Raw genomic sequence first — 25,517 nt, forward strand, 5'->3', positions numbered from 1 at the left:
TAAAAAAGCATTTCATATTTATGAAAAAAAGCAATTTTTTGATTTATCTAACTAAATAATTAAACTTAATAATAAAAAAATGGTATACTAAAATTGGTGATAAAAATGAGTCTACTAAGAAAACTAGAAATGGCCGTTGACTTCTCAACTTCCGAAAAATTAATCGCAACATATATTTTAAAAAATGGACCCGATGTTTTAAATATGTCTACTTCTCAGTTAGCTAAAGCAACGTATACTTCGCCCGCTACAATAACTAGACTATGTCAAAAATTAGAGTATAAAGGATATAATGATTTTAAAATTGCATTATCAGCTCAGTTACAATATACGTTTGATAGAAATAGTGAAACAAATCCGAATTTTCCTTTTAAAAAAAGAGATACGATCCATACAATCAAACACAGCATTGCAACACTAGCTAAAGATTCAATCAACCTTACTGTAAATAATATTGACAATGATATCTTAGCAAAAATCATTATTATGCTCGATCAAACTAAAGTTATTGATATTTATGGTGTATCAGGTCCACTTAGAATTGCCTCTGATTTTCAATATAAGATGTTTCGAATCGGAAAAAATGTTCAGATTGCACCAATGGTCAATGAACAACTATTTCAAGCTGCCCAATCAAATAAGGATCATTGTGCCATTTTAATTTCATATTCTGGTGAAACTAACGAAGTAATCGCTGCCGCAGAACTATTGAAACGCCGTAAGGTTCCGATGATTGCAATTACTTCATTTGGAGAAAGCCGCCTTTCAAAACTATGTGACTATGTTTTATTCTTAGATTCTCGAGAACGAATTTATTCAAAAGTTTCTACTTTTGGTTCAACGATTTCCATCCATATCATGCTTGATATTATCTATAGCTGCCTATTTGCTCGACACTATGATGAAAATCTAGAATTAAAACTTGAAACCGATCATATTATCGACCATCGACATATTAAACAAATAAAATAACCCAAGCTTACTTTTTTTCAATAAGCTTGGGTTTTGTTTTATCCTCTTTTTTTCATTCCATAAACTAATGATAGTGCCAATAATCCTAACACAGCATATTCCGCATAATAAACTTCATCACCAGTTTTAACTGCTGTTTCAACCTTATTTTCTGGCTTATTTTCATCAGGTTCTTTTGTTTCTACTTTTTGTTCACCAACTATTGCAAAAGTACCTAACTGTTCAACCATAAAAGTAATTTCCTTACCATTAACAGTCATTGGAACCTCAACTACATTTCCATCCTTATCTAGCATCAGAACTTTGAATCCCTGCATCTTTGATGTAACATTCCATACAATCGTTAATTGATTATCGGTCAGTACATATTCTTTGTTATTTAACATCATTGCCAAATCATAACAGCTAATAATTATTTGGTCATCAATTAATTTGCTATTGAGCTTATCTAAAATAACTTGTTTATCTACTTTAACAATATTTAAAAATACATCTGGGTCCAGGTCCTTCAAACTAGTAAGATCAACTTGATACTCTGGACAACTGATTGATTTAATTCCTCTAACCTCAACATTGCGAGTATGGCTATGCGTAATATTTTTACTATCAGTTACTTCATATGTGACAAAATATTTACCATGATGGTTTAAATCAACATTATTACTTATGATCCGTACATTCTTTGTAATATCTGTATCATTTTCAAATACTTTAATATCTGCTAGTGGATCAAATTCTTGATAAACTTTTAAAACAACATCAGTAATATCAAATTCAATCATAACTGTTTCATCTTTTTTAGCAACAGTTACAATAATATTTGCGGTATCAGATACTACATTCGTAGCCTTATTCTTTACTGCTAAGACCAATGCTACTTGTTCATCCTGATTACTTGGTGTTACTTTACCATCTAAATCGATGATATTAGGGATACTTGAGCTTTTAATTGTAATTTCATAACCTTCAACAACCGGTAAAACGATTTGATTATTAATAATCGTTAACTCCTTAATACTATCTGCAATTTCCTTTGAACTGTCAATCACTTCTGTAACTTCAATCGTACAGTCTTGATAAATTTCTGGATTATCCTGAGAATAAACACGAACTGTTGTTTTACCAGCTTTAAGCCCAGTTACTAAACCATCTTTATCAACAGAAACAATCTCATTATCAGCAGCATCAAAAATAACTTTAAATGGGAATACTGCTTCTGGATAAACCTTAGCCCCAATTATTTGGCTATTTCCAACTGCTAATTTCAAATCTTGATTTGCTAATTCAATTTTATTAACAACAGAATTAAATGGTTTGTCTTGAATACGTACATCGCCAACTTGAATCTTCCAATGATCTGTTAATGTTCCTTCAATAGCAATCTTTAAATAATCATAATCCTTAGTAATTGCTTCTTGAGGAATAATATTTGCATAATGCCAATATGGATTGCTTAAAGCATTTATACCGTCTACTTTGATTTCTATACTTTCCCAAGTATTTCCATCTTTGGAAGCGTAAATTTTAATTTGTTCAAACAATTTATCATTACTATCTGCCACATATCCTCTAATTGAAAAATCCTTAATACCCGCTAACTTATAAATTACATTTCCTCCATCATTAGTTCGTGAAAATGTTGTATCATTAGCATCTGCCATTAAATCATACTTCATATTATTAAGCTGATATACTAATCCATTACCATCTTCAACAGAATCATGGAAAGCATATACATTGACAATGATACTTCCAATTATTTTTCCATCTCTATAAACATTAACTAAAGCACTACCTGAATTAACTGCCTTAAATGACATATCAGTAATTTTAACAATATTTTCATCACTGCTCTTTAACGTACAATTTTCAGGTAAATTTTCAAAGCCGCTTATTGAATAAATGCTCATTATATCATTTGTAGCAAGTTGAACATCTTTCATAATTTCTTTATATTCACTACTTTGAGCATCATCAGGTATTTCTAATTTGAGCGGTTCACTGAATTCACTTTGATTCGTTAACTCTACTTTTCCAACTTGAATATCTGTACTTGATACCTCGTTTCCTAACTCAATTTTTATATATTTATATTCGATTTCTGACTCTGGAGTTAATACTGCAAATTTCCATCCCTTAGTTAGTGAATACTTCTCTATTTCATTTATTTTTATTTCTGTCCATTCATTTTTATCATTCGAACCATAAACTTTAAAATTACTTCCAACTGCTCCTTTAACATAACTATGAATTCTAAAATTTTTAATTCCTTCAGCCCTTTGATATACCAAAGAAGCTTTATCTTTGCCGGCACGATTAATCCTTGTCACATCCCCAAAAATATCCTGATTCATATTAATTCGATTTTGAGCATTATTAGGATGTTTTTCATATGAGTTAAAGCCAATATTTTGATAATCAACCGTATTTTGTAATGACTGCATTGAGTCACTAAAATATCCGCTATCCTTACTATTGAACTTATTTTCACCCTCCATAGTAGTTAAAACCAGATTACCATCAGCTGGTAAAGTTAAAACAATTCCTTCCTGCAAATCAAGATTCTTTTTAAAATCAGAACGAACAGGATATCCGTTTTCATCTTGATTTAAATCATCTTTAAAATAAGCATAAACACTTAAATCCACTTTTTTAGTCGCCTCAGGAATTTTTACCAACACTTGCTGTTCTTTACCTGAATGATTTACTACGGATATTGTTAAATCATCTCCATTGATGGCAGCCGTTGAATACACTTGCTGTTCAGTTGGACTAGTGTAAATTATTTGTGACCCTTTAGGCATAAATTTACTTGCTAATGCCCAAGGTACATACCATGGTCGTATATCCTCCGATACTCCCTGATATTCACCTAGTGAATTCCATAGTCCCCAGACTTTCATCAATGATTTTTGATCTACTGAATAATCATAAGTCATTGGACCATTAATATGCACAGAATCATCTAGTGACCAGGCTGTTAATCCAGACATTCCCGCCCTTGTTCCTTGTACAAGAATATTAGCCATCCATAATCCATATTCAAAGCTGTCTATATTTGTTACTTGATCAACATTATTCAAATAATCGCGCATTCCGACTTCACCCATATAGACCTTTTTATCAGGATTATCCTGACCAGCGGCATTATTAACTAACATCCGCATTTCATTTTCAAAAACTCCATTTTTTAAATTAACTTCATTTACATACCAATGGAATTCATACTGTTCGAAAACATCATGAAGATCAGCAATACTTTGGTTATACCATAAATCTAACCAGTAACTTAGGTCCGGTGTCAACGAAATTGTCTTTTCTAAACCTCTTTGCTTTAACTGATCATAAAGATTTAAATTTGCTTGTTTCCATTTATCATACTGATATGATCCAGGATTTATATTTACCTCATTACCTAAATCATATTGTTCAATACAAGTATAATTTTTATCCTTTACCATATGTTCAATAAAATCCGCTGCAATTTGAGCATAACGGGGATCATCTAAAGTTAAATTATATTGTTTTAAATTTTCACCTGGCACATAATACCATTCTGCTGCTTCAGGATATTGCCATTCACCTGTCATTACAGTAATATTATTCTTTTTAAAGAAATCAAACAATTGATATAAACGTTTCATCCTTTTGATATTCGGTTCAATGTTATTTCCTAATGGGTCAATTGGATAACCATCACGAGAATAATATTTTGGACTACCATCTTCGTTCAAACAATCCCAAACATAAATAGGATTATTATGATCATCAAATCCTGTACAATACCAATAAGCTGCTAACATACATCTGACAAAGCCTAACTCCATATATTGAATTCTTTGAAAATAACGTTCCCAACGAGCATCATCCATATCAAACCATTCAATCATCTCAAGTTCCATGGCTCCACCCATATAATCTTTTACAATAATATTATCAGGATCAACAGTAATAAGATTATCTGTTTCTTCACCATTTCCTTGTTTAATATAACGGCTATCACCTGTATCATCAGCTGGTTTAGTATACTTAGGTGAAATATCCAAATTTTCACCAGTTCCAATCTTTATTTCATACCTAAATACTTCAAGCTCCCCGGGTACTATCCCTTTCAAATAAGCAGTTCCATTACTAACACCAATAATCTGATTATTTTCATATTTTACGACTTTAGGATTACTACTTTCAATCTTTACATCATAAATTGTTGGATTAATTAATTTTATTGTTTTATTTTCTGATATTTTTAATGTAGAAGTCTTGCTATCATCAAATCCTTCTAACTTAATTGCTTTTAAATCAGTATTTGTATTAGTAATTAATCCAGCTTTACTATCCGTCAACTCTACTTTACCAATTTGAACAGCTTTAAGAAAATTAACTTCATCACTGCCTTTTACTGTTTTTGTTTGATCAGCATTTTCATTATTCTTTATTTCTATTTTTAAATATTTGTTCTTCCCATCTAAAATATTCTTAGGCATAAGATCAAATGTACCCCAAAAAGCTGAATCACTAGTTTTAGCGCTGGTAATAGTATAGTCTACTGCTTCCCAGCTGCTTAAGTCATTAGACTGATAAATATTTACGAGATAACGCAGATTTCTTAAATAACTATGCATTCTAACTTTAAAATCTGTTAGATTATCTAATTGATAAACCAAATATTGCGCACTATCTTCTGTCCTAATCAAGCGACTTGAATCACCAAAAAAATTATTTGGCTCATCAATGACTGTTTGCCACCCGTCACTATGATTTAAGACTTTAGAAAAATCATCTAGTTCGTCTACTTGATTTGTTTCCCGAACTGACGGTGCAGTATTGGCCCATAGGGGCATTACGTTAGACTGCAGCAATGATGCACTCAACAATAAAGCTATCGCATGTTTATGCATTCCCTTCATATTACCTTTCCTCCATATCCTTTTTATTTGCTCTCCATAATCTTATTTTTAATCAATCAATCAATAATGTAAACCCTTACATAAACAATTGGAATAGCTTTTCAAAATATAATATTTTTAATTCACTTAAAATGAAATAGCATTTCATAAAAATGAAAGCAAACCAAATTTGGTTTGCTTATCACTACTATCCTTTTTTCTTCATGCCATAGATAAATGCCGTAGCAAGTAATCCAGAAATCATAAATCCAGCAGCCTTTAAATCATCACCTGTCTTGATTGCTACCTCATTTTTGTTTTCATTATCTTGTTTAGAATCGTTTTGATCAACTAATTCCTTTTTAGCATCTTCAATATCAATAGTTGAGAGCATCACCACACCACCAGATGGTAAAGAAACTTCATATCCTTCTTCAAGATTGACATTTTCAAGTACCTTACTAGCGACCGGATAACCATTACTATCGACCTTACGATCATTATCAAAATAGTCATATTTGAATAATTTTAAGTTATTAGCATTAAGATTTTTAACATCAATGGTTACTTCTTTGGGACTGTTTGAATCGTTGACAATCATATATGTCATTTGACCATCTTTTTCCATCCCAACTGTTCGAAGACCATTTAATTCTTTATTTGCTGTTGAACCAATGATCTTGCTATTACGTGGGAATAGATTTGCCATTAATGACCAAGTATAAAAGAATGGTCGTATCTCTTCTTCTTCTGGTTGATTAAAAACTCGTCCAGCAACAGAATTCCAAAATCCCCACTGTTTTAAAGAACGAATATCTGTAATGGGAAATCCATTTTGCTGATCATGCATAGCATCATCTAAATCCCAAATTGCTAAACCAGAAAAACCACCACGCATAACTTGACTTGCGGCATCAGCCATAATAACTCCATAACTAAATTCTTTAGTATATGGTTGTGAATCCCCATCACTTTTGCCAGTAACCATTCCGATTTCAGTCATATAAAAGTCTTTTCCCGTCACACAACTGCGTTGTTCCGCTACCATTTCTTCAATAGTACCATTTGTAATTTCATCAATTGTTGGATACATATGAGTATCATATAGCCCTATTTTAGCATCTAAATCTTGATTTGAATTAATCTCTTTTAACCAAGTATTATCACTATCCCATACAGTATCAGGTCCCGTAATTTTTATTTTTTCATTTAATCCATATTTATCTAATTCAGTATGAAGATAATTAATTCCTGTTTGCCATTTATCAAAATCACCGCAATATGACCAATCACTATTAGCTTCATTTACATAGTTAAAATATTTAATACATGTATAACCTTTTTGGTTAATTAAATAATCTAAAAATCCGCCAATAATGCTTGCCCAGCGTGGATCATCAACAGTAATTCCTTCGAATTCACCACCAAAACGACCTGGTGTCTCCCATTCACCTAAAACTACTTCAATATCTCTACTTTCTAAATAATCTAATTCTCTAATCAATGCCTGATTTGCCAAACTATCAAAATCATAAATAGGATTTCCCTCATCATCAAAACCTTCGCAATATGTATTAGCGTAGATCATGCATCTAACAAAAGCTGGATTTAAGAAATCTACCCGCTTAGTCACTGTTTGCCACTCTTCATCAGTTAAAGGGTGAACAACATAAGGATCCCATTGAACACCTAAACCTTTAAAATTATTAACTAAAACATCATTTCCATCAAAAGTCACATTAGTCGTTTGTAATTCACCAGTTCCTGCACCAGAACCAATTTTCTCTATCTTGATATTATCAAAATATAAAGTTTCTCCAGCCAAGCTGTCACAATGTTCATTGGGACCTAAATTAAACTGGATCTTAGCATTTTTTTGAGTCCCTAATAAATTATCAGCATTAATCTCAAACTCAAAATTATATGTTTGAACATCTTTTGTGAAATCAACCATTGTTTCTGGGTAATATTTTGTTGCGTAATCACCAGTATCCTCAACATCAAAGTAAATAGTCCCAGCTTTACTGCCTTTTAAATCATAAGATAAACGATAGATTCCATTATCTAAAAGAATATCTCCTTGAAACAATTGACAATCCCAATAGTTACTGCCATTTGAGTTTGGAAAAGTTACTTCTAATTGTTGATTTACTGCATTGATCTTCAAATTTGAACCATTACTGTTATACGTATTCCAGCCACTTGTTGTATTTGTCTCAAAATCACCATTTACAACATATTCATCACCTAAATCATTAACTTCCTCTATACGAACATTTCTAATATTAATAGTCTCATCCTTGAAATTACTAATTCCATCTCCTTCATTTAATAAAAATACAATTGAAACATCATCATTATCTTTTTTTATAAAATTAAAACTGTACTCTTTACTCGTAGTAGTTAAATCAAAATTCTGTTTATCTAAATATTTGACATTATAATCTGCTGATTTTTCAATATCAATACCAATTGTTCCAGCTTTTGAAGCTTTAGCATCAAAAACTATTTTATAAATCTTATTTCCACTTAATACTAAATTCTCCTTTTTTAAAGATAAAGCCCACCAATAGTTTTCTTGATTAATACTAGTAACTTTAACCTTAAGATCATTTGGCTCACCTGACAATTTACCGTTCGCTCCATCTCCTTCATTTAAATACCAATCACCTGCTTTTTGGATTTCAATATCGCCAATTTCAATAATTGTAACATTAGAAAGCTTGATTATTTGATTACTAAAATCACTGATTCCATCGCCTTTAGCAAGATGATAAACTAAAGTGACAGCATCATCGTCTTTCTTTTCAAAATCAAATGTATATGTTTTCTTTTGATTACTAACCGCTATCATTTGACGATCTAAGTATTTTTTATTATAATCGCTTGTGCTTTCAATATCCAAACTAATATCTCCACTCATTGATGCCTCTACGTCAAATGATAACTGATATTTTTTATTTGCTGATAAGGCAATATTATCCTGCTTGAGTGTTAAGGACCACCAATAGTCATCACTATTGACCTTTTCAATCTGTACCTTTAAAGAATGATTATCACTCGACATCATTGCTAACGAACCATCACTTTGATTCATACTCCAATAATTAGTTCCTTGACTAAAATCACCATTTGATACCAAATTAGTTGCTTTTGCATAAGTCCCAACGATCAAAGTACTCAACAAAACCAACATACTTAATACCACTATACTAATCTGTTTAACTCTATGTACCATTGCTCTTCCCTCCATTTATTTCTATATTCAAATTTTAACAAGAAATAAACTTAAAACAATCTTCCAAAGTCATTTAGGTACTGCGTTTCAGCATTTCATATCTATGAAACGTATTTCTTGAAATGACTTTTCAGTACAAAAAAAGGATATGTTTCCATATCCTTAAAATTATTTTACATAGTGAGTATTTTCTAACATGACACCACAACCATTTGCTACACAGTTTAAAGCGTCATCAGCTACAAATACTGGTACCCCAAGCTCATTTTCTAATAAATGATCTAATCCTGTTAATAAAGCGCCTCCACCTGTTAAGAAGATACCACGTGACATAATATCAGCAGCTAATTCTGGAGGTGTTTGTTCTAAGACATGCTTAGTTTCTCTAACGATTGTTTGGCAAGTTTCACGTAATGCTAATTCTGTTTCATCAGCTGTAAGAGTGATTGTATGAGGTAATCCTGTAACTAAGTCACGTCCTCTAACTTCAAATGTTTCTTCGCTGATTCCTTTGATTGCAATTCCAATTTCCATTTTGATTTGTTCAGCAGTGCGATCACCAATCAATAACTTATATTTATCTTTAACAAATTTAATAATATCTTCATCCATTACATCACCAGCAACTTTTAAAGAACTGCTAGTAACAATATCACCTAATGATAATACTGCGATGTCAGTAGTTCCCCCACCGATATCGATTACCATATTTCCTGTTGGTTTAGAGATTTCAAGCCCTGCTCCAACTGCAGCTACTTTTGGTTCTTCTTCAATAAAAACACGTTTAGCCCCACATCTTTCAGCCACATCTTTGATTGCACTTTTTTCAATTGATGTAATATTTGATGGACAACAAATTAAGATCGTTGGTCTTGAAAAAATCCCTTTCAAGTTTAATTTATTAATAAAATGAGTAATTAAGATTTCAGTAATTCTAAAATCAGCAATAACTCCATCTTTTAATGGACGGATTGCTTTTACTCTTCCTGGTGTTTTTCCTAACATATCTTTAGCTTCTTGACCCACAGCTAAAGGTTTTTTTGTTTCATCATCTATCGCTACTACAGAAGGTTCATTTACAACAATACCTTCACCTTTGACATAAATTAAAATATTTGCAGTACCTAAATCGATACCAATTTCTTTTGATAATGCCATCATTCGTCCTCCTTATTTTTTCTTAACTATTGTACCATGAATTTAGATATTTACAAGGCAAAAAACCAAATAGCGATAATTTTTTTAATTATCACTATTTGGTTGATTATACCGCTATTTTTGAGACCTCTTGATTAAAATATTTTTCGGGGTTTAATGCTTGATTGTCCTTCTCTAAAATAAAGTGTAAGTGGTTCTTTAATTCAGATTCATAGACGTTTTCACCACTAGTTCCAATCTTATCACCCTGTTTAATCACCGCATCTTTTTCAACATTTACTTCACTTAAAGATTGGTAAGTTGCAGAGACACCAGTTTCGTTAGTTACCGTTACAATCCAACCTAACAGTGCATCATTATCTTTCTTAGTTACTGTTCCCGAAAAGGCCGCAGTTACTTCAAAAGCTTTATTGTCTTTTGAAAAATCAATACCTAGATTAGGGCGATAAACACCTTCAAAATAAACTAATGCTTTTTCTAATTCTTCATCACTTAAACTTGAATCATAAAATTTTTTTACGATTTTAATGTCATCACCAACCGGCTTTACCATTTTTTCTGCTGGTGCTTGGGGATCCTCTTTGTCAGTATCTTTATCTTTATTATCTTCCACTTTTACAACCGCAGTGTCTTTAAGCGGACGATATTGATTTACGACTAACTGAATTACCCCTACTCCGACTAAAAATAACATCACTACCGTTGTAAAGACTAAAACCCGTCGATTTCTTTTCATAAATAGTTTCATTGTTTCACCTCATTTGTAGTGTTTCCACTAAAATCAGGTTTATACTAATTATTTACAATTTCAACATTTGTATAAAAATGATTTAAAATTTCTTTATAACTAGCTCCCTCAAGAGCCATTCCCTGAGCACCGTATTGACTCATCCCAACTCCATGACCGCTACCGAGCGTATTAAATGTATATTTACCATTTTCATATTTGATCGTAAAACAACTTGAAGCTAATCCAAGGATCTCGCGAACTTTGCGTCCGCTATAATTTTTTCCACCAACACTAAGGGTTCCAACACGTCCACTTTTTTTATACGCAATAATATTAAAGTCTAAGCTATCACAATTAAATTTTTCTTTTAGTTCTTGTTTAGTAAAAGTTTTTGACCGACTATTAGTTGGATCAATCGATAAATCCCAATGACAGTCAACACTTCGCAAATAAGGCAAAGCACTCGAATCAAAATAATCTTCTACATTTTCAGTATAGCCATTACTTGAAGAAAAAAACATTGCCGTAATATATTTTCCCTCATATTTCATTACTTCATCGTTAGTATCATTGATAGCCGCAACAATTTTTTGATGATACTCATCATACTTATCACCCCAGTTTTCCCGCATTTTATCCTCAGTCAAATAAACTTGACTATTAGTAGTATTATCAACGCTTAAATTGCGATTGTAAACAAAAGTCCGACTCGCGACAACTTGCGCTTTTAATGCTTCTGTTTCAAATTTTGCCGGCATTTCTCCTGCAACGACTCCTAAAAGATAATCATCTAAATCGATATAATTAACGTTATTATCAATTGTTACTGCTACTTGAACTGCTTTTTCCTCTTTTTCTTCTTTTTTTTCTTTAGTCTCTGTACCTTTGATTGTTTCATCTTTTTTTACCCCAACATTAATTGATAAAAAGATTACTGCAATTAAAAAAACGACTCCCAATTTAACACTTATCTCTTTCATATAATTACCTCACATAATTATATGGAAGAGATTTAAAAATATGTTAAAAATGAATCGTTGTAAATTCTAAAATAAAAGAACCTAATAAATATCCTAAACATAATGAAGCAATTAAAAAGAATAAATAAAATTCTCTTACCTTTGCTTTACGAATTACATTATCAAAATTAAAACAACTTAAAGACCACATTGACAGCATCACCGAAACTACATAAACAATCATTTTAATAACTTGATATGACATTATCCTTCACCTCGATCATGATTACCATTATTACAAACTCTGACATTTACACCGTGTTTAACTGGTGAAAAGATAAATCCTATAATTACACCACTTAAAAAGCCACAAAAAATCTTTAATTTTACATTCATATTATCACCTAACCTTGGATATAGTATACCATGATTTTTACAATCATGATATAATCAAATGTATCTATATAAGGAGGAAATAAAATGGAATATTATAGTTTACCACAAACCAATTTAAAGGTTTCAAAAGTAGCGCTTGGTTGCATGCGCATCGCATCAAAAACTCCCGAAGAAGTTGAAAACCTGGTATTAGAATCATTAAAAGCTGGTATTAACTTCTTTGATCATGCTGATATTTATGGTGGTGGAAAATCAGAAGAATTATTCGGTAAAGTATTACAAAAACATCCTGAATTAAGAAAAGAAATGATTATTCAATCAAAATGCGGGATTCGCCCTGGAATTTGTTTTGATTTTTCTAAAGAGTATATTTTAGCAAGTGTCGATAGTATCTTATCAAGATTGCAGACAGATTACTTAGATATTTTATTACTACATCGTCCAGATGCCCTAATGGACCCTCAAGAAGTTAGTGAAGCTTTCGATGAATTATATCAAGCAGGAAAAGTAAGATATTTTGGTGTTTCAAACCAAAATCCCGGTCAGATCGAGTTACTAAAAAAATATTGTAAACAGCCAATCATTATTAATCAATTACAATTTGGTCCGGCACACGCTCAAATGATCGATAGCGGTATCTATGCCAATATGGATGAAGGAATTGACCATGATGGCGATATTTTAAACTACTGCCGATTAAATGACATTACGATTCAGCCATGGTCAACGATACGATCTTCATTAAGCGAAGATACTTTTATTGATAACCCTAAATATCCTAAACTAAACGAACAGCTAGATAAACTTGCTGATAAGTATAACGTTTCAAAGGTAGCAATTGTAACAGCCTGGATCTTGCGTCACCCGGCACAGATGCAGCCAATTGCCGGAACAACTAGTATAAAAAATATGCTTGATACTATTAAAGGAGTTGAGGTTAAATTAACTCGTGAAGAATGGTATGCTATTTATACTGCAGAGGATAAACCTTTACCATAATGGATTTACGATTAAGACCTTACCAGCTAAGTGATCAATCTGCCTTAGCCGCTTTGGCAAACAACCCTCAAGTTTCTGCAAACCTAAAAGATATTTTTCCTTATCCTTATACACCACAAGACGCTCAAAATTATTTAAACTTTATTACTCAAAACAGTAATAATAACCTAATCGAATATGCTATTATTGTCGACGGATTATTCGCAGGAGCAATTTCTATTACTTTTGGTGAAGACATTTATAGCCACCTAGCTGAAATTGGTTATTGGCTTGGAGAGCCTTATTGGCATCAAGGTATAATGAAAAAAGCAGTAAAAATGATTATTAAATATATATTTGATAATTACGATACTAAGATTATTAAAGCAGAGATTTTCAGTCGTAATATCGGCAGTAGAAAAGTTCTGCTTGCAAATAATTTCGAATACCTCGCAACATTAAAAAAACACGCTTACAAACGTGGTGAATTTTTAGACCTCGAGCTTTTTGAATTAACACGTGATAAATATCAAGATAATCAATTGTAACAGATTGGTTATCTTTTTTATTTTTGTGCATATATTAAAACAGGTGATAAAATGGATAATACCGTAATTAAAAATTTAATTTATAATCAGCTTTTTGCTGCAGCAAATTATGATCTGATTGCAACAATCGCTCCCGATGATCCAACTAAAACACGTATTTTGAATTTTTCCGCCGATTGTAAAAATAATGCCAATATGCTCGATCGTATTTATCAAGAAGAAAATACTTCCAGCTATCATCCAATTGTTCAAAAACCACAATTTCATGGCAGTTTTATTGAATCTATTCATTGGATGTTAAATTATGAAGGAGACTCATTTAGATTATTCCATATTAATTCATTCTATGATGTCTACACAACAGCCCAACGGCAACTATTGACATATATTGCAGGAATTTTAAATGATCACGCTATCGGCTTGACTCACATATCACTAACAAAATAATGTTAGTGATATTTTTAATTTAAACTGTATTATCTATTGTAATACAGTTATCTCTGTGCTATTATCTAACTGTACTATAAACAATGATACAGTTAGGAGAAATATATGAATATATTAAGTGTAAAAAATTTGTCTAAAATATATGGAGATGAAAATAACCATGTCATTGCCCTTGATAATGTCTCTTTTGATGTTGAAATAGGTGAATTCATCGCTATTATTGGTGCTAGTGGCAGTGGAAAAAGTACCCTATTGCATCAAATCGGTGGTGTTGATCATCCAAGCAGCGGTAAAGTAATTATTAATAATACTGATATTTATACACTCAACGAAAATGATTTAGCTATTTTTAGGCGTAATGAGATTGGCTTAATTTATCAGTTTTATAATTTGATTCCCGTTTTAAATGTTAAAGAAAACATAACCCTTCCCTTGCAGTTAGCACACCAAAAAGTTGATCAGAAACGATTTAATACCCTTATCGAACAACTTGGCTTAAGCAATCGTCTCAATCATTTGCCCAATCAACTATCCGGCGGTCAACAACAAAGAGTTTCAATCGCTCGGGCTTTAATTAATCAACCTTCATTAGTTCTTGCTGACGAGCCAACCGGCAATCTAGATAGTAAAAACAGTGATGAAATCATACGTCTTTTAAAAGAAGCAAATGAAAAATATCATCAAACAATCATTATTATTACACATGATAATAATATCGCTAAACTTGCCAACCGAGTAATCACTATCAAAGATGGCAAAATAATCAGTGATTTAAAGCGAGGTGGCTAAGATGCATATTATTAATAAACTTACTCTAAAACAATTATTAGCCAACAAAAAAAGAACCGTTGTAACCATTGTCGGAATCATCATATCAGTCGCAATGTTTACCGCAGTAACTACATTCGTAACCTCATTTATGGAAATGATGCGCCTTGAGGTATCTAGTTATGATGGAAGCTGGCATGTTGCTTATGATAACCTCACCTCACAACAGATCGACAGCTTAAAAAATGATGATGCATATCAAAATAGTGTCTTGTTCCAAAAAATTGATACTTTATTAATTGATGAAAACAATCCTATTTTCATTGAACTAAATCAATTAGACAATTACTCTAAAGAAATAAAACTACTGAAAGGAAACTATCCAGCAAATAGTAATGAAATCATTATTTCAAAGTATTATCAAACTCAAAATGGTGTAAAGGTCGGTGACGAAATTACTGTTAAAACTGGAGCAACACAAATTTCTGATAAATTTATTGAAACCGAACAACTAGAATCTACTGCTGCCCTACCAGTCAAAACATTTAAAGTTGTCGGTATTTATCAATCTACTTACCTCGATCAAGCATCGTATTATAATTCCTTTTATACCGCTAACAGCAGTAGCATTATAAGCAGCAAAATGTATTTAACCCTTAATCATGTCGACAATGATATTTTTGATAACGGCTCAAATACCGCACAATCATTAGGAATAGACAGTGGAGATATTAGTTATCATCAAAATCTTCTTTATTATTACGGAATCAGTAATAATGATGGTTTTAACCAAGCAATGATGACAGCCGTTGGCATTGTTGTTGTCATTATCATGATTGGTTCTATTGGTTTGATTTATAATGCTTTTGCAATTTCCTTAAATGAACGCAGTCGTTATCTTGGAACTTTATCAAGTATCGGAGCAACAAAACGACAAAAAAAACAATCTGTTTATTTTGAAGGCTTAGTAGTTGGCATTATTGCTATTATATTAGGTGTGATAGCAGGAGTTGGAGGAATGGCTGTTACCTTTAAAGTCATCAATCCAATCTTAGCTAATCTTGGACAAGAAATCGGATTTCCTTTAGCAATTTCATTTAAAGGTATCTTGACAGCTGTTATTTGCGCAATTATCACAATTTTTATCTCCAGTATTATCCCAGCTTATCACGCTAGTAAGATTTCGCCGATTGCAGCAATCACTAATCAACAAGATACTAAAATCAAGGTGCGAAATATTAAAACAAGTTTCCTTACTCGCCGAATATTTGGCTTTGAAGGTGATTTAGCGATGAAAAATATTAAGCGTAATAAAAACCGTTATCGAATCACCCTATTTTCATTAATCATTAGTTCTATCCTCTTTTTAACCGCTTCTGGATTTACTTATTATCTTAAAGAATCATATGATATGACTTCAATCAATATCAACTATGATGGCTATATTAATATCAATTCACAAAATCAAGAACTGATTAACGAATTAGCCCATCTAAAAAATACGACTCAAATTGCTGTTGCTAAAGAAACATCATTAAATTTAGAAACTAGTTTAGATAATATTAATCCTGAATTATTATCATTTCTAACAGAAAATGAACAAAACTATGGAAATACTTATTTCCTTGATCTTAATTTAGTTACTTATAATCAAGAATATTTAGATAGTATCCCTAATTTAAATAAAGAACTTCAAAATCAAATTCTAATCAACAAAGAAAATAATATTAAATTAAATCGGAAGTATAAGCAAACTGATATCTTAAAAGAAAATCTTGATCACTTAATCGGAACTACATTTAATAACAATGGTGATGAAATTGAAATTACTTTAAATAAAATTAAATATACTAATCAGTATTTACTTGGGCAAACTCCTCACGAAACTCACTACTCACTAAATCTTTTAGTCAGCAATGATACTTTTAACCAATTAATTAATCAATATCAATTAAACTCAAATAATACTAATATTTATTATACGAGTAATAATAATGAAGCAGTTTTAAAAGAAATCAAAGAAATTACCGATAATTATCCTGAAGAATCACTATACAGCTTTAACCTAAGTGAAGATATCAAGCAGGCAAACCAGCTTATTTTAATCATTAACATCTTCACATATGGCTTTATCATTTTAATCGGTTTAATCAGTATCGCAAACATCATCAATACGATTTCTACTAGTATGGCATTAAGAACAAAAGAATTTTCAATGTTAAAATCTATCGGAATGACACCAAGAGCATTTAATAAGATGATTTATTTTGAAAGTCTATTCTATGGCATTAAAACTCTAATTTACAGTTTGCCTCTAGGCTTTATCATCATGTACTTTTTATATGAAAATCTAGCTGCAATATTTGAGCGGTCATTCAGTGTTCCAATCAATAGTTTTATCATTATAACTATTGCAATTTTTGTAATTGTTTTTACCACCCTTGCTTTCAGCAGTCAAAAAATTAAGAAATTAAATATCATTGACGGTTTAAAAAATGATAATAACTAATTAATTGTTAAAAGAACCTAGTTCAATTTTATGTTAGGTTCTTTTTCTTTTATCAGTTATTTTTTAAACAAAATAAAAATCCAAGATAAATATCCTGGACTAACTTACAAATGGTGACCTGTACGGGATTCGAACCCGTGAATGCATGCGTGAAAGGCATGTGAGTTAACCGTTTCTCCAACAGGCCATGGCGCTTGAAGTAGGACTCGAACCTACGACCGATCGGTTAACAGCCGATTGCTCTACCAACTGAGCTATTCAAGCAATGGAGCGGGTGATGGGAATCGAACCCACGTAGTCAGCTTGGAAGGCTGAAGTTCTACCATTGAACTACACCCGCATTGTCTTCTTAGCAGAGGTCCTAACGACTACTGCTTGTCTATAATAACATTAATAAAATATGATTGCAAGTAATTTTTAAAAAAATTCGCAATTTTTTTGTTTCTTTTCTTGTTTGCCTTTGTTAAGAAAAAAACCACCGATATGCTCACAGTTCATTGCATTTCGGTAGTTTCATTATTCGTATCATTCGTTCCTTCTTGATCAGAAGTATTTCCATTCGAAGTATTATCTTCAACTGGAGGTTCATCAGTACCAGCATCATCGCTTTGTTGATTATCCTTTTTTTTAGTATCATTCTTATTTTCTTTTTGCTTAGTAGAATTATTTTCTTTCTTGGAATCATCTAACTGCTCTTGCAAATTATCAATCTGCTTTTGTTGATCTATGTAATATTCATAAGCAAAATAACCGCCAACACATGCTCCGGTAATAATAAGCAAGATCAATAATGATAAAATAAAAGTTGAAAACTTAGAACGTCCTTGTTTTTCCTTTTTCACTTTAGTTTTAGTCTTTGTTTTTCGCTTTGTTTTTGTTACTTTCTTTTTCTTAGTTTTTGGACGACGTTGCTTTTTATTTCCCGTCTCCTCCACCGCTTCATCTTGTTCTGGCTCATCTATATCTAACTCCTCTAAATCATCATCAAACTCAAATCTTTTTGTCACTTATATCACCTCACGTATAAATATTATACACTGATGTGAATTCAATATAAACTTTTATCATTTTCCTTTATTTTACATATTCTTCTAAACACACACCCAGCTCATTTATTTTTTTAGCGTGTTCTTTCCCAACATAACGATAATGCCATGGTTCATACCCTACCCCTGTAATACTATTTTTATTAGTCGGATAGCGCAAAACAAACCCATACTTCCAACTATTTTGGATTAGCCATTGTTGTTCAACTGTGTTTTCCTGGCTACGATCAAGGCGCTGATTTTTTGTTGAAACAATATCTACTGCTAAACCTAACTGATGTTCACTAGTTCCCGGTCTTGCCACCCAAAAAGCTGCTTTATCGCTAGCTTCCACCTTTGAATATCCCTGACTTAAATATTCACTTACTTTATTTTGATAAAGTTGTTCTTGCTTCTCATTTGTCCGATAGGAAGAACAAATCAATGGATTTAATCCCTCACTTTTAGCCGCTTGTAACATTGCTATTAAATCATCGTAAATTCGCCGATCGACTGATTGTCCATTATTCAATTGCACTAAATCAACTTTCCAATCTTTAGGTATCGTATTTTCAAAATTAACCAATGTTAATAATTCATCTTTAACCACACTATTAGCCGATTTATTTTGGTTAGTTTTAACCTTATTAGCAGCTATCAGCTGATTATTACTTTGATTAACTTGATCGTTAACTAAAATAAATAAACTCATAACCAACCCAATCATCAACAAAGTAATTACTAACACTTTCATTTTATTAATCTGTTTCACTTCACCTTACCCCTTTCAATAAAAAAACATCTCTTTTACACTTTCAAGTGTATAAAAGAGATGCATAGAAACATCACCAAAGAAGCATCAAAGTTGTATCAATAAATATCATTATAACTAGAAACACTTACTGAATCGGTGCGATTATCAATTATTCCGAATAAATACTTATAAGTTTCTTGTTCAGTCAAACCAAGATATGCTGTTCCAAAAGTATAAATCACTTCATAATTTCTTGCTATATATTTTTTATTATAATAATTATATTGATATATTAAGTGCGTATCAACATCTATAGTGGCATTAAAGATTCCTTCTTCATTCGTAAAATTCACCTGATAAACACTGACACTTTTACTAGAATCAATCACATTACTATAGCGTCTTAATGTATAATTATAACACACATAATTTCCGTCAAAATTAAAATCAGTTAAAATACCAAGATTCTTCAATATAACTAATTGCTCATTAATGATCGTTCGGATTCTCGTAATATTTTCATCACTCATATCTTGAACTTGTGTCGTAGTAATAATATTTTTTTCCTTATTTTCATAGTCACCAATCAACTCTAATTTTTCAGCGACTGTCAACTTACTTGTTTGAATTTCATTATTATCACTTTTTATTTTTTCGACCTGAAGATGCTCAATTAATTTATCATCTTGTATTTTAGAAACTGTTAACGGAACTAACGGAATGATGATCAACAAAATTATTGCAGCTGCAAATTTAATAATATTTTTACTATACCTCATCAACTTTCACTCCTTCTAAAACAACGGTTACAGTAGTTCCCTGTCCCAAAACACTTTCAAAATTAATTGATGCATGATGCAGTTCAATAATCTGTTCACATATCGCTAAACCTAACCCAGCCCCGCCAGCACTTCGTGAACGTGATTTATCAACCATGTAAAATGCTTCTTTAATTTTACTCAATTCCGTTGCTGCAATACCACAACCATTATCTTTGACAACAAACTGATACCCTGTTGCCAATACCTTTCCTCTTAAATATACTTTACCGTTTTGTCCAACTGCTTTACGGGCATTATCAAGTAAATTTAAACACACTGTCTTCATTAAATCTGGTTCAATATACAATTTTCCAGGCTCAATTTCAATAATAAACTCAATTTGCTGCTCTTTCATCAATAAATCTACAGTATCTACAATTCCTTGAAAAAATGTCTCAGCTGTAACCCAATACATTTTAAAATCCTGTTTTTTCAAAACAATCAATTCAAGCAGTTTCATTGACATTGCCTCAAGACGTCTTCCTTCTTCAACAATCAAATTAGAATAGCCAATAACTTCTTCTTCATTCAAACGTTTCGAACGTAACATATCACCATAACCAATGATCGACGTCAGAGGTGTTTTTAATTCATGGGCAAAATTTCCGACAAATACTTCTTGACGTTCAACCGCTTCATGCAGTTCTTTCATCGTTGTACTCAAACGCTCAGTCATAGTATTAAAATCTTTTGTTAACTGACCGATCTCATCCTCACTGCTAACTACTACAGGAACAATCAAATGTCCATCAGCCACCCCTTTAGTAGCTTTAGACAGCTTTTTGATTGGGCTAACCAACCATCTAGTTACAGCAAAAATAACTGCTCCACTAGCTAATAATAATATAATCGTATAATAAAACAGTGTTCCAAATTGATTTTCACGATTTAAAAAAAGTTCAGAAATATCTCGCGCATTTTCAAAATACAACTTAGTCCCATTCAAAGAAAAGATTCGAAGAGATTGTAACTTATAATGCTCCTTATCTTTTTGAACAATATACCCCCGCTCATTTTGAGATATTTTATCAAACAATTTATGGTCATCATTAAAAGTATCATTTTGATATACTACATCTCCATTTTCCGCTCGAATACAAAACGAAACATTACCATTAAATGTCTCAACTGTCATATTAGAAACTAAGTTTTTAAGCAAATCAAGCCGTTCTTGAAAAGTTCCGCCTTTTATCGTAAGTTCCTCTAGATGTGGGAGCAATTCTAAAGTTAACGAATTAACTAAAATATCATTTTCTTGATAAACAGCCTCCACTTCGCGTTCGAAGGAATTATCGAAGCTCGTTTGAATCAGCATATAGCCACCCACACTAAAACAGGTGAGCGTTATTGCCATGATACTAAAATACAGCTTCCAAAAAAAATTCATCAATCTCCCTCCAAACGATAACCAACTTTGTAAACTGGTACGATTTTATCTTCCAATCCAAGCTTTTTTCGCATTCGCTGTACATGAAGATCAACAGTTCGGCTATCTCCCATATAATAATCACCCCATACCGCTTCATAAATTCGATCACGGAAAAGAGCAATATTTTTATTTTGAATAAACAACAGTAGCAAATCATATTCTTTTACTGTTAGGTTGATTACTTGATCATTTTTCTTCACTACTCGTGAAAGTGTATCTACACTAATATCATAAACACTTAAAACTGTTGATGTTTTATGATAACGGCGCAGTACCGTTTCTACCCGAGCAACTAATTCAATAATCTCAAAAGGCTTAACAATATAATCCTCAGCTCCCAGTTTCAATCCCTTAACCCGATCTTTTACATCACCTTTAGCCGTTAAAAAAATCACTGGAATTTCTAAAGGACGAATATATTCCATTAATTCATAGCCATTAATTTCTGGTAACATAATATCTAGTAAAATTAAATCAAATTGATTATACTCAATTAATTCAATTGCTCCTTTCCCATCATAAGCACATTTGCAGCTATATCCAGCATCTGATAAGTTAATCTTAATTAGTCTACAAATTGCCTGTTCGTCTTCAACGATCAAAATTTTATTCATAGTATCACCTCTATTACTTTCATCGTACATCAAAATTGCATCTTATTAGCATCATTTCACAAAAAAACACACTTACTAAGTAAGCGTGTTAACTCCATTATGGAGCGGGTGATGGGAATCGAACCCACGTAGTCAGCTTGGAAGGCTGAAGTTCTACCATTGAACTACACCCGCATTTCATTTTCGTTACTTATATATTAACATTATCTCTATATGATCTGCAACACTTTTTTATAAAAAATATCATTTTTTTATTCGCAACCAGCTTTGCAACCAATAGTTCCTTAAAAGCAAAGTAGAGTTTGTAGTCTCTACAAACTAAATCAGCTATATTGTAGATAGGAGGAAATAATATGAAAAAAATCTTAGAAGTTAAAAATATTAATAAAAGCTACCAGCATAACAAGGCTATCAATAACTTATCTTTCAACGTCTATGATGGTGAGATTCTTGGCTTATTAGGGCCTAATGGTGCTGGTAAAAGTACCACAATCAATATTCTATCAACACTTTTAACCAGTGATACTGGCACCATTAACATATTTAACTTGTCCTTAACATCTCACTCTAATAAAATAAAAGCTCAACTCGGTATTGTCCCTCAAGAAATTGCATTATACGAAGATATTTCAGCCTATCATAATGTAGCCTTTTTCGCTTCATTATACGGTGTTAAAAAGAAAGATTTACCAAAACAAGTAATGAATGCCTTAACTTTTGTCGGCTTATCCGATAAAAAAAATGATGATCCTAGAACCTTTAGTGGTGGAATGAAACGACGTTTAAATATAGCCTGTGCAATTGCCCATAATCCTAAATTATTAATTCTAGATGAACCAACCGTAGGAATTGATCCACAATCACGGAATTATATTTTATCCTCATTAAAGGAGTTAAAAGAAAAAGGTACAACTATTATTTATACGACCCATTATATGGAAGAAGTTGAAGAAATCGCTGATCGAATCGTTATTATGGATAGAGGCACTAAGATCGCCGAAGGAACATTAAAAGAACTTTTAGCCAAATATAAAGACACTCTTATCTACACCATCTATGCTGATAATTTTCCAGCCGATCTAGCAATATCACTAAGTACTATCAATGGTGTTGAAGAGATCAAAACTAATGCAGATAATTTTAAAATCACAGTTTCTAAAAATTACGACGCATTAGATAAGATCATTATGCTTTTTGTTCACAAAAAATGTCATATTAATAAAATGGAAACAGAAGAAGGAAATTTAGAGATGGTATTTTTAGGTCTAACCGGGAAGAAGCTAAGGGATTGATCATGATAAAATTTTGGACTTTATTTAAACACGATCTATATAATCTTATTTCCAGCCCAGGTACCTTATCTGTTTTTCTTATTTTTCCTACAATCTTAATTTTATTAATGGGGTTTTTATTTGATAATTTATATCATACAACTATAATCAGTTCCTATGATTTTTACGGTGTAACAATGATATTTTTTATTGCGATGATGGGCGCTACTGTCCCTGCTAATGCTTTTCTAGAAAAGCATATCAAAAACGGAAATACCCGAATCTTTTACAGCCCTGTATCTCGCGTGTCGATCTACAGCTCAAAGATTCTCACATGTTTTTTATTCATGGCACTTGCCTTAACAATCAATATCATTATTTTTGATACGATATCATTGGTAAACTTCGGTAGTGATAAAATCGGATATGTAATTCTCTTAATAATAAACTTTGTTCTATTCCTTACAATATTAAGCAGTGCTATTTGTGTTACTCTTCATAGTGAAGAACTCACAAATGTTATTTTATCAAACTCAATGTCTGTATTAGGCTTTCTATCTGGAATCTTTTTCCCAATCGCGAGTTTAGGTGCTATTTTTGAAAAGATTGCAAGTTTTTCACCAATCAAATGGACTGTCGATTGTATTTTTCAATTAATTTACGATGGACAAAGTACTAATTACTGGTGGATCATGTTTGCTCTTTTGACACTATCTTCACTTTTACTACTTGTTGTCCATAAAAACTATCGTCCAGAAGACTATATTTAGGAGGAAAAAGAATGTACAAACTCATAAAACTAATATTATATCGAATCAAGCACAACAAAGCATTTCTAATTACTTATCTTGTTTTGATTCCTATTATCATTGCACTTGCAATATACTTTACCAACAGCATTTCTCATACAATACAAATAGGAATCGTGGGAGATATTGACACATCTCAAAATTCTCAGATCAAATATACTTATCTAGATACTCTTCCTAGTACCTCCGAACTTGTCTTAAATCAATATGATGCCATAATAGTCCAAGATGATAAAAATATTGATGTCTTATCCACTAAAGGTGAAACGTATAACCAAACTATCACCCTCTTAATAAATGGTCAAATAGACAGCTTACCCGTTAATGATAATCAGCGTGGCAGTGCTTCAAATATATTAGGCTTCTTAATGATGGTGATACTTCTTCTTGGCGGACAAATTTATAAATATTACTTTGATGAACGAACTGGCATCAACAAACGCATCTTGAGTACTTCAGTAAGTTGTTATCAGTATTTATTGAGTCATTTTATTGTTGTTTATATTTTTCTTTTTATTCCTGCCACGATAATCATTTGCAGTGCTCTTTTTGTTTTTAAGATCACTTTATCGATTGCACTCTGGAAATTCATTTTAATCTTAGCACTTTTATGTTTCTTTGCAACTTCATTCGGTCTTTGGAGTAATGTCTTATCAAAATCTTTGGAAGAAAGTATGATGTTTGGAAATATGTTTGCAATTATTGGAACTATTGTCTCTGGCGGGATCACTCAAGTAACAAATAATGAAATTTTTAATTATGTTGTTCAATTTTTCCCTCAAAAACAAGTTATGACTACGCTTTCAGCTCTAGAAAACAAAAACGTTTTACCGACTTCAGGAATAATTTATTCCCTTTTACTTTCACTTGTTTTAATTATATCAGCAATTGTTATTGAAAAAAGAAAGCTGTCAGTTAGGTAATAATACAAAAAAACACACTTACTTAGTAAGTGTGTTAACTCCATTATGGAGCGGGTGATGGGAATCGAACCCACGTAGTCAGCTTGGAAGGCTGAAGTTCTACCATTGAACTACACCCGCAGAAATGGTGCCCAGGGCCGGAATCGAACCGGCACGGATTTTAAGGTCCGCAGGATTTTAAGTCCTGTGCGTCTACCAGTTTCGCCACCTGGGCGTGGCTATAAAAATTTAAATGGTGACCCGCAGGCGATTCGAACGCCTGACCCTCTGATTAAAAGTCAG

The 25,517-nt window shown here is 32.0% G+C and carries 21 protein-coding genes and 6 tRNA genes; 9 read left to right on the plus strand and 18 right to left on the minus strand.

Annotation, left to right across the window (positions count from 1 at the left end; translation table 11 throughout):
• Positions 1–105: 105 nt before the first annotated feature.
• Positions 106–972, plus strand: coding sequence for a MurR/RpiR family transcriptional regulator (locus KTF99_RS10150; RefSeq protein WP_003535792.1), 867 nt, complete (start codon positions 106–108; stop codon positions 970–972).
• Positions 973–1,010: 38 nt separating this feature from the next.
• Here the strand turns inward: KTF99_RS10150 and KTF99_RS10155 are convergent, their stop codons facing one another.
• The 7 genes from KTF99_RS10155 to KTF99_RS17405 all read right to left on the minus strand — a co-directional run bounded on the left by KTF99_RS10155 (position 1,011) and on the right by KTF99_RS17405 (position 12,339).
• Positions 1,011–5,879: an immunoglobulin-like domain-containing protein gene (locus KTF99_RS10155; RefSeq protein WP_217215553.1), complete on the minus strand. Its 4,869-nt coding sequence runs from the start codon at positions 5,877–5,879 to the stop codon at positions 1,011–1,013.
• A 187-nt stretch (positions 5,880–6,066) separates the two neighbouring features.
• Positions 6,067–9,096: a carbohydrate binding domain-containing protein gene (locus KTF99_RS10160; RefSeq protein WP_217215555.1), complete on the minus strand. Its 3,030-nt coding sequence runs from the start codon at positions 9,094–9,096 to the stop codon at positions 6,067–6,069.
• A 168-nt stretch (positions 9,097–9,264) separates the two neighbouring features.
• Complete coding sequence (locus KTF99_RS10165) at positions 9,265–10,254, minus strand: rod shape-determining protein (RefSeq protein ID WP_003535789.1); 990 nt, start codon at positions 10,252–10,254, stop codon at positions 9,265–9,267.
• A gap of 106 nt (positions 10,255–10,360) precedes the next feature.
• Positions 10,361–11,002: a M23 family metallopeptidase gene (locus KTF99_RS10170; protein ID WP_003535787.1), complete on the minus strand. Its 642-nt coding sequence runs from the start codon at positions 11,000–11,002 to the stop codon at positions 10,361–10,363.
• 44 nt (positions 11,003–11,046) lie between these two features.
• Complete coding sequence (gene spoIID, locus KTF99_RS10175) at positions 11,047–11,964, minus strand: stage II sporulation protein D (RefSeq protein WP_003535786.1); 918 nt, start codon at positions 11,962–11,964, stop codon at positions 11,047–11,049.
• A gap of 43 nt (positions 11,965–12,007) precedes the next feature.
• Positions 12,008–12,208, minus strand: a complete 201-nt coding sequence (locus tag KTF99_RS10180) for a DUF1146 domain-containing protein (RefSeq protein WP_003535784.1) — start codon at positions 12,206–12,208, stop codon at positions 12,008–12,010.
• Positions 12,208–12,339, minus strand: a complete 132-nt coding sequence (locus tag KTF99_RS17405) for a hypothetical protein (protein ID WP_003535783.1) — start codon at positions 12,337–12,339, stop codon at positions 12,208–12,210. The genes KTF99_RS10180 and KTF99_RS17405 overlap by 1 nt, the downstream gene beginning before the upstream one ends.
• An 84-nt stretch (positions 12,340–12,423) precedes the next feature.
• Here KTF99_RS17405 and KTF99_RS10185 point away from each other — a divergent pair, with 84 nt between their 5' ends.
• The 5 genes from KTF99_RS10185 to KTF99_RS10205 all read left to right on the plus strand — a co-directional run bounded on the left by KTF99_RS10185 (position 12,424) and on the right by KTF99_RS10205 (position 17,589).
• Complete coding sequence (locus KTF99_RS10185) at positions 12,424–13,338, plus strand: aldo/keto reductase (RefSeq protein WP_117562644.1); 915 nt, start codon at positions 12,424–12,426, stop codon at positions 13,336–13,338.
• Positions 13,338–13,865, plus strand: a complete 528-nt coding sequence (locus KTF99_RS10190) for a GNAT family N-acetyltransferase (RefSeq protein ID WP_029480881.1) — start codon at positions 13,338–13,340, stop codon at positions 13,863–13,865. Before KTF99_RS10185 ends, KTF99_RS10190 begins: the two co-directional genes overlap by 1 nt.
• A gap of 51 nt (positions 13,866–13,916) precedes the next feature.
• Complete coding sequence (locus KTF99_RS10195; protein WP_003535780.1) at positions 13,917–14,312, plus strand: hypothetical protein; 396 nt, start codon at positions 13,917–13,919, stop codon at positions 14,310–14,312.
• A 105-nt stretch (positions 14,313–14,417) separates the two neighbouring features.
• Complete coding sequence (locus KTF99_RS10200; RefSeq protein ID WP_008791192.1) at positions 14,418–15,101, plus strand: ABC transporter ATP-binding protein; 684 nt, start codon at positions 14,418–14,420, stop codon at positions 15,099–15,101.
• Between the two features lies 1 nt (position 15,102).
• Positions 15,103–17,589, plus strand: coding sequence for an ABC transporter permease (locus tag KTF99_RS10205; RefSeq protein WP_117562642.1), 2,487 nt, complete (start codon positions 15,103–15,105; stop codon positions 17,587–17,589).
• A 111-nt stretch (positions 17,590–17,700) separates the two neighbouring features.
• On the opposite strand, the gene KTF99_RS10210 is transcribed toward KTF99_RS10205, so the two are convergent.
• The 9 genes from KTF99_RS10210 to KTF99_RS10250 all read right to left on the minus strand — a co-directional run bounded on the left by KTF99_RS10210 (position 17,701) and on the right by KTF99_RS10250 (position 22,406).
• A tRNA-Glu gene (locus KTF99_RS10210) sits at positions 17,701–17,776 on the minus strand.
• A gap of 1 nt (position 17,777) precedes the next feature.
• Positions 17,778–17,853, minus strand: a tRNA-Asn gene (locus KTF99_RS10215).
• Between the two features lie 2 nt (positions 17,854–17,855).
• Positions 17,856–17,929 (minus strand) — tRNA-Gly (locus tag KTF99_RS10220).
• Positions 17,930–18,083: 154 nt separating this feature from the next.
• A complete protein-coding gene (locus KTF99_RS10225; RefSeq protein ID WP_003535775.1) occupies positions 18,084–18,596 on the minus strand; it encodes a hypothetical protein in 513 nt (170 codons plus the stop codon).
• Between the two features lie 67 nt (positions 18,597–18,663).
• Positions 18,664–19,386, minus strand: a complete 723-nt coding sequence (locus KTF99_RS10230) for a M15 family metallopeptidase (RefSeq protein WP_029480884.1) — start codon at positions 19,384–19,386, stop codon at positions 18,664–18,666.
• A gap of 98 nt (positions 19,387–19,484) precedes the next feature.
• A complete protein-coding gene (locus KTF99_RS10235) occupies positions 19,485–20,147 on the minus strand; it encodes a hypothetical protein (protein ID WP_003535769.1) in 663 nt (220 codons plus the stop codon).
• Positions 20,137–21,576 (minus strand): sensor histidine kinase, encoded by a 1,440-nt coding sequence (locus tag KTF99_RS10240; RefSeq protein WP_008791189.1) that lies wholly within the window; start codon positions 21,574–21,576, stop codon positions 20,137–20,139. Before KTF99_RS10240 ends, KTF99_RS10235 begins: the two co-directional genes overlap by 11 nt.
• Positions 21,576–22,232 carry a response regulator transcription factor gene (locus KTF99_RS10245; RefSeq protein WP_008791188.1) on the minus strand — a complete coding sequence of 219 codons (657 nt, stop codon included), beginning with the start codon at positions 22,230–22,232 and terminating at the stop codon, positions 21,576–21,578. Before KTF99_RS10245 ends, KTF99_RS10240 begins: the two co-directional genes overlap by 1 nt.
• 100 nt (positions 22,233–22,332) lie before the next feature.
• Positions 22,333–22,406, minus strand: a tRNA-Gly gene (locus KTF99_RS10250).
• Positions 22,407–22,585: 179 nt separating this feature from the next.
• On the opposite strand from KTF99_RS10250, the gene KTF99_RS10255 reads away from it, so the two are divergent.
• The 3 genes from KTF99_RS10255 to KTF99_RS10265 are packed head-to-tail and all read left to right on the plus strand — an operon-like array spanning position 22,586 to position 25,235.
• On the plus strand, positions 22,586–23,524 hold the full coding sequence (locus KTF99_RS10255) for an ABC transporter ATP-binding protein (RefSeq protein WP_217215556.1): 939 nt from the start codon (positions 22,586–22,588) through the stop codon (positions 23,522–23,524).
• Positions 23,525–23,526: 2 nt separating this feature from the next.
• Positions 23,527–24,273 (plus strand): ABC transporter permease, encoded by a 747-nt coding sequence (locus KTF99_RS10260; protein ID WP_008791145.1) that lies wholly within the window; start codon positions 23,527–23,529, stop codon positions 24,271–24,273.
• A gap of 11 nt (positions 24,274–24,284) precedes the next feature.
• Entirely contained in the window at positions 24,285–25,235 is a 951-nt protein-coding gene (locus KTF99_RS10265; RefSeq protein WP_029480889.1) for an ABC transporter permease, read from the plus strand.
• A gap of 46 nt (positions 25,236–25,281) precedes the next feature.
• On the opposite strand, the gene KTF99_RS10270 is transcribed toward KTF99_RS10265, so the two are convergent.
• Positions 25,282–25,355: transfer RNA gene (locus KTF99_RS10270), tRNA-Gly, on the minus strand.
• 5 nt (positions 25,356–25,360) lie between these two features.
• Positions 25,361–25,449 (minus strand) — tRNA-Leu (locus KTF99_RS10275).
• Positions 25,450–25,517 lie beyond the last annotated feature (68 nt).

The sequence above is a fragment of the Erysipelatoclostridium sp. MSK.7.34 genome (genome assembly GCF_019041935.1).
GTDB lineage: Bacteria > Bacillota_I > Bacilli_A > Erysipelotrichales > Coprobacillaceae > Thomasclavelia > Thomasclavelia ramosa.

Excerpts from the sequence above, each read along its gene's own strand:
- KTF99_RS10160 (WP_217215555.1), bottom strand. The coding sequence starts at position 9,096 with ATGGTACATAGAGTTAAACAGATTAGTATAGTGGTATTAAGTATGTTG.
- KTF99_RS10265 (WP_029480889.1), top strand. The coding sequence starts at position 24,285 with ATGTACAAACTCATAAAACTAATATTATATCGAATCAAGCACAACAAA.
- KTF99_RS10155 (WP_217215553.1), bottom strand. The coding sequence starts at position 5,879 with ATGAAGGGAATGCATAAACATGCGATAGCTTTATTGTTGAGTGCATCA.
- KTF99_RS10205 (WP_117562642.1), top strand. The coding sequence starts at position 15,103 with ATGCATATTATTAATAAACTTACTCTAAAACAATTATTAGCCAACAAA.
- KTF99_RS10185 (WP_117562644.1), top strand. The coding sequence starts at position 12,424 with ATGGAATATTATAGTTTACCACAAACCAATTTAAAGGTTTCAAAAGTA.
- KTF99_RS10195 (WP_003535780.1), top strand. The coding sequence starts at position 13,917 with ATGGATAATACCGTAATTAAAAATTTAATTTATAATCAGCTTTTTGCT.
- KTF99_RS10235 (WP_003535769.1), bottom strand. The coding sequence starts at position 20,147 with ATGAGGTATAGTAAAAATATTATTAAATTTGCAGCTGCAATAATTTTG.
- KTF99_RS10200 (WP_008791192.1), top strand. The coding sequence starts at position 14,418 with ATGAATATATTAAGTGTAAAAAATTTGTCTAAAATATATGGAGATGAA.
- KTF99_RS10255 (WP_217215556.1), top strand. The coding sequence starts at position 22,586 with ATGAAAAAAATCTTAGAAGTTAAAAATATTAATAAAAGCTACCAGCAT.
- KTF99_RS10165 (WP_003535789.1), bottom strand. The coding sequence starts at position 10,254 with ATGGCATTATCAAAAGAAATTGGTATCGATTTAGGTACTGCAAATATT.
- KTF99_RS10190 (WP_029480881.1), top strand. The coding sequence starts at position 13,338 with ATGGATTTACGATTAAGACCTTACCAGCTAAGTGATCAATCTGCCTTA.
- KTF99_RS10245 (WP_008791188.1), bottom strand. The coding sequence starts at position 22,232 with ATGAATAAAATTTTGATCGTTGAAGACGAACAGGCAATTTGTAGACTA.
- KTF99_RS17405 (WP_003535783.1), bottom strand. The coding sequence starts at position 12,339 with ATGAATGTAAAATTAAAGATTTTTTGTGGCTTTTTAAGTGGTGTAATT.
- KTF99_RS10150 (WP_003535792.1), top strand. The coding sequence starts at position 106 with ATGAGTCTACTAAGAAAACTAGAAATGGCCGTTGACTTCTCAACTTCC.
- KTF99_RS10240 (WP_008791189.1), bottom strand. The coding sequence starts at position 21,576 with ATGAATTTTTTTTGGAAGCTGTATTTTAGTATCATGGCAATAACGCTC.
- spoIID (WP_003535786.1), bottom strand. The coding sequence starts at position 11,964 with ATGAAAGAGATAAGTGTTAAATTGGGAGTCGTTTTTTTAATTGCAGTA.
- KTF99_RS10180 (WP_003535784.1), bottom strand. The coding sequence starts at position 12,208 with ATGTCATATCAAGTTATTAAAATGATTGTTTATGTAGTTTCGGTGATG.
- KTF99_RS10170 (WP_003535787.1), bottom strand. The coding sequence starts at position 11,002 with ATGAAACTATTTATGAAAAGAAATCGACGGGTTTTAGTCTTTACAACG.
- KTF99_RS10260 (WP_008791145.1), top strand. The coding sequence starts at position 23,527 with ATGATAAAATTTTGGACTTTATTTAAACACGATCTATATAATCTTATT.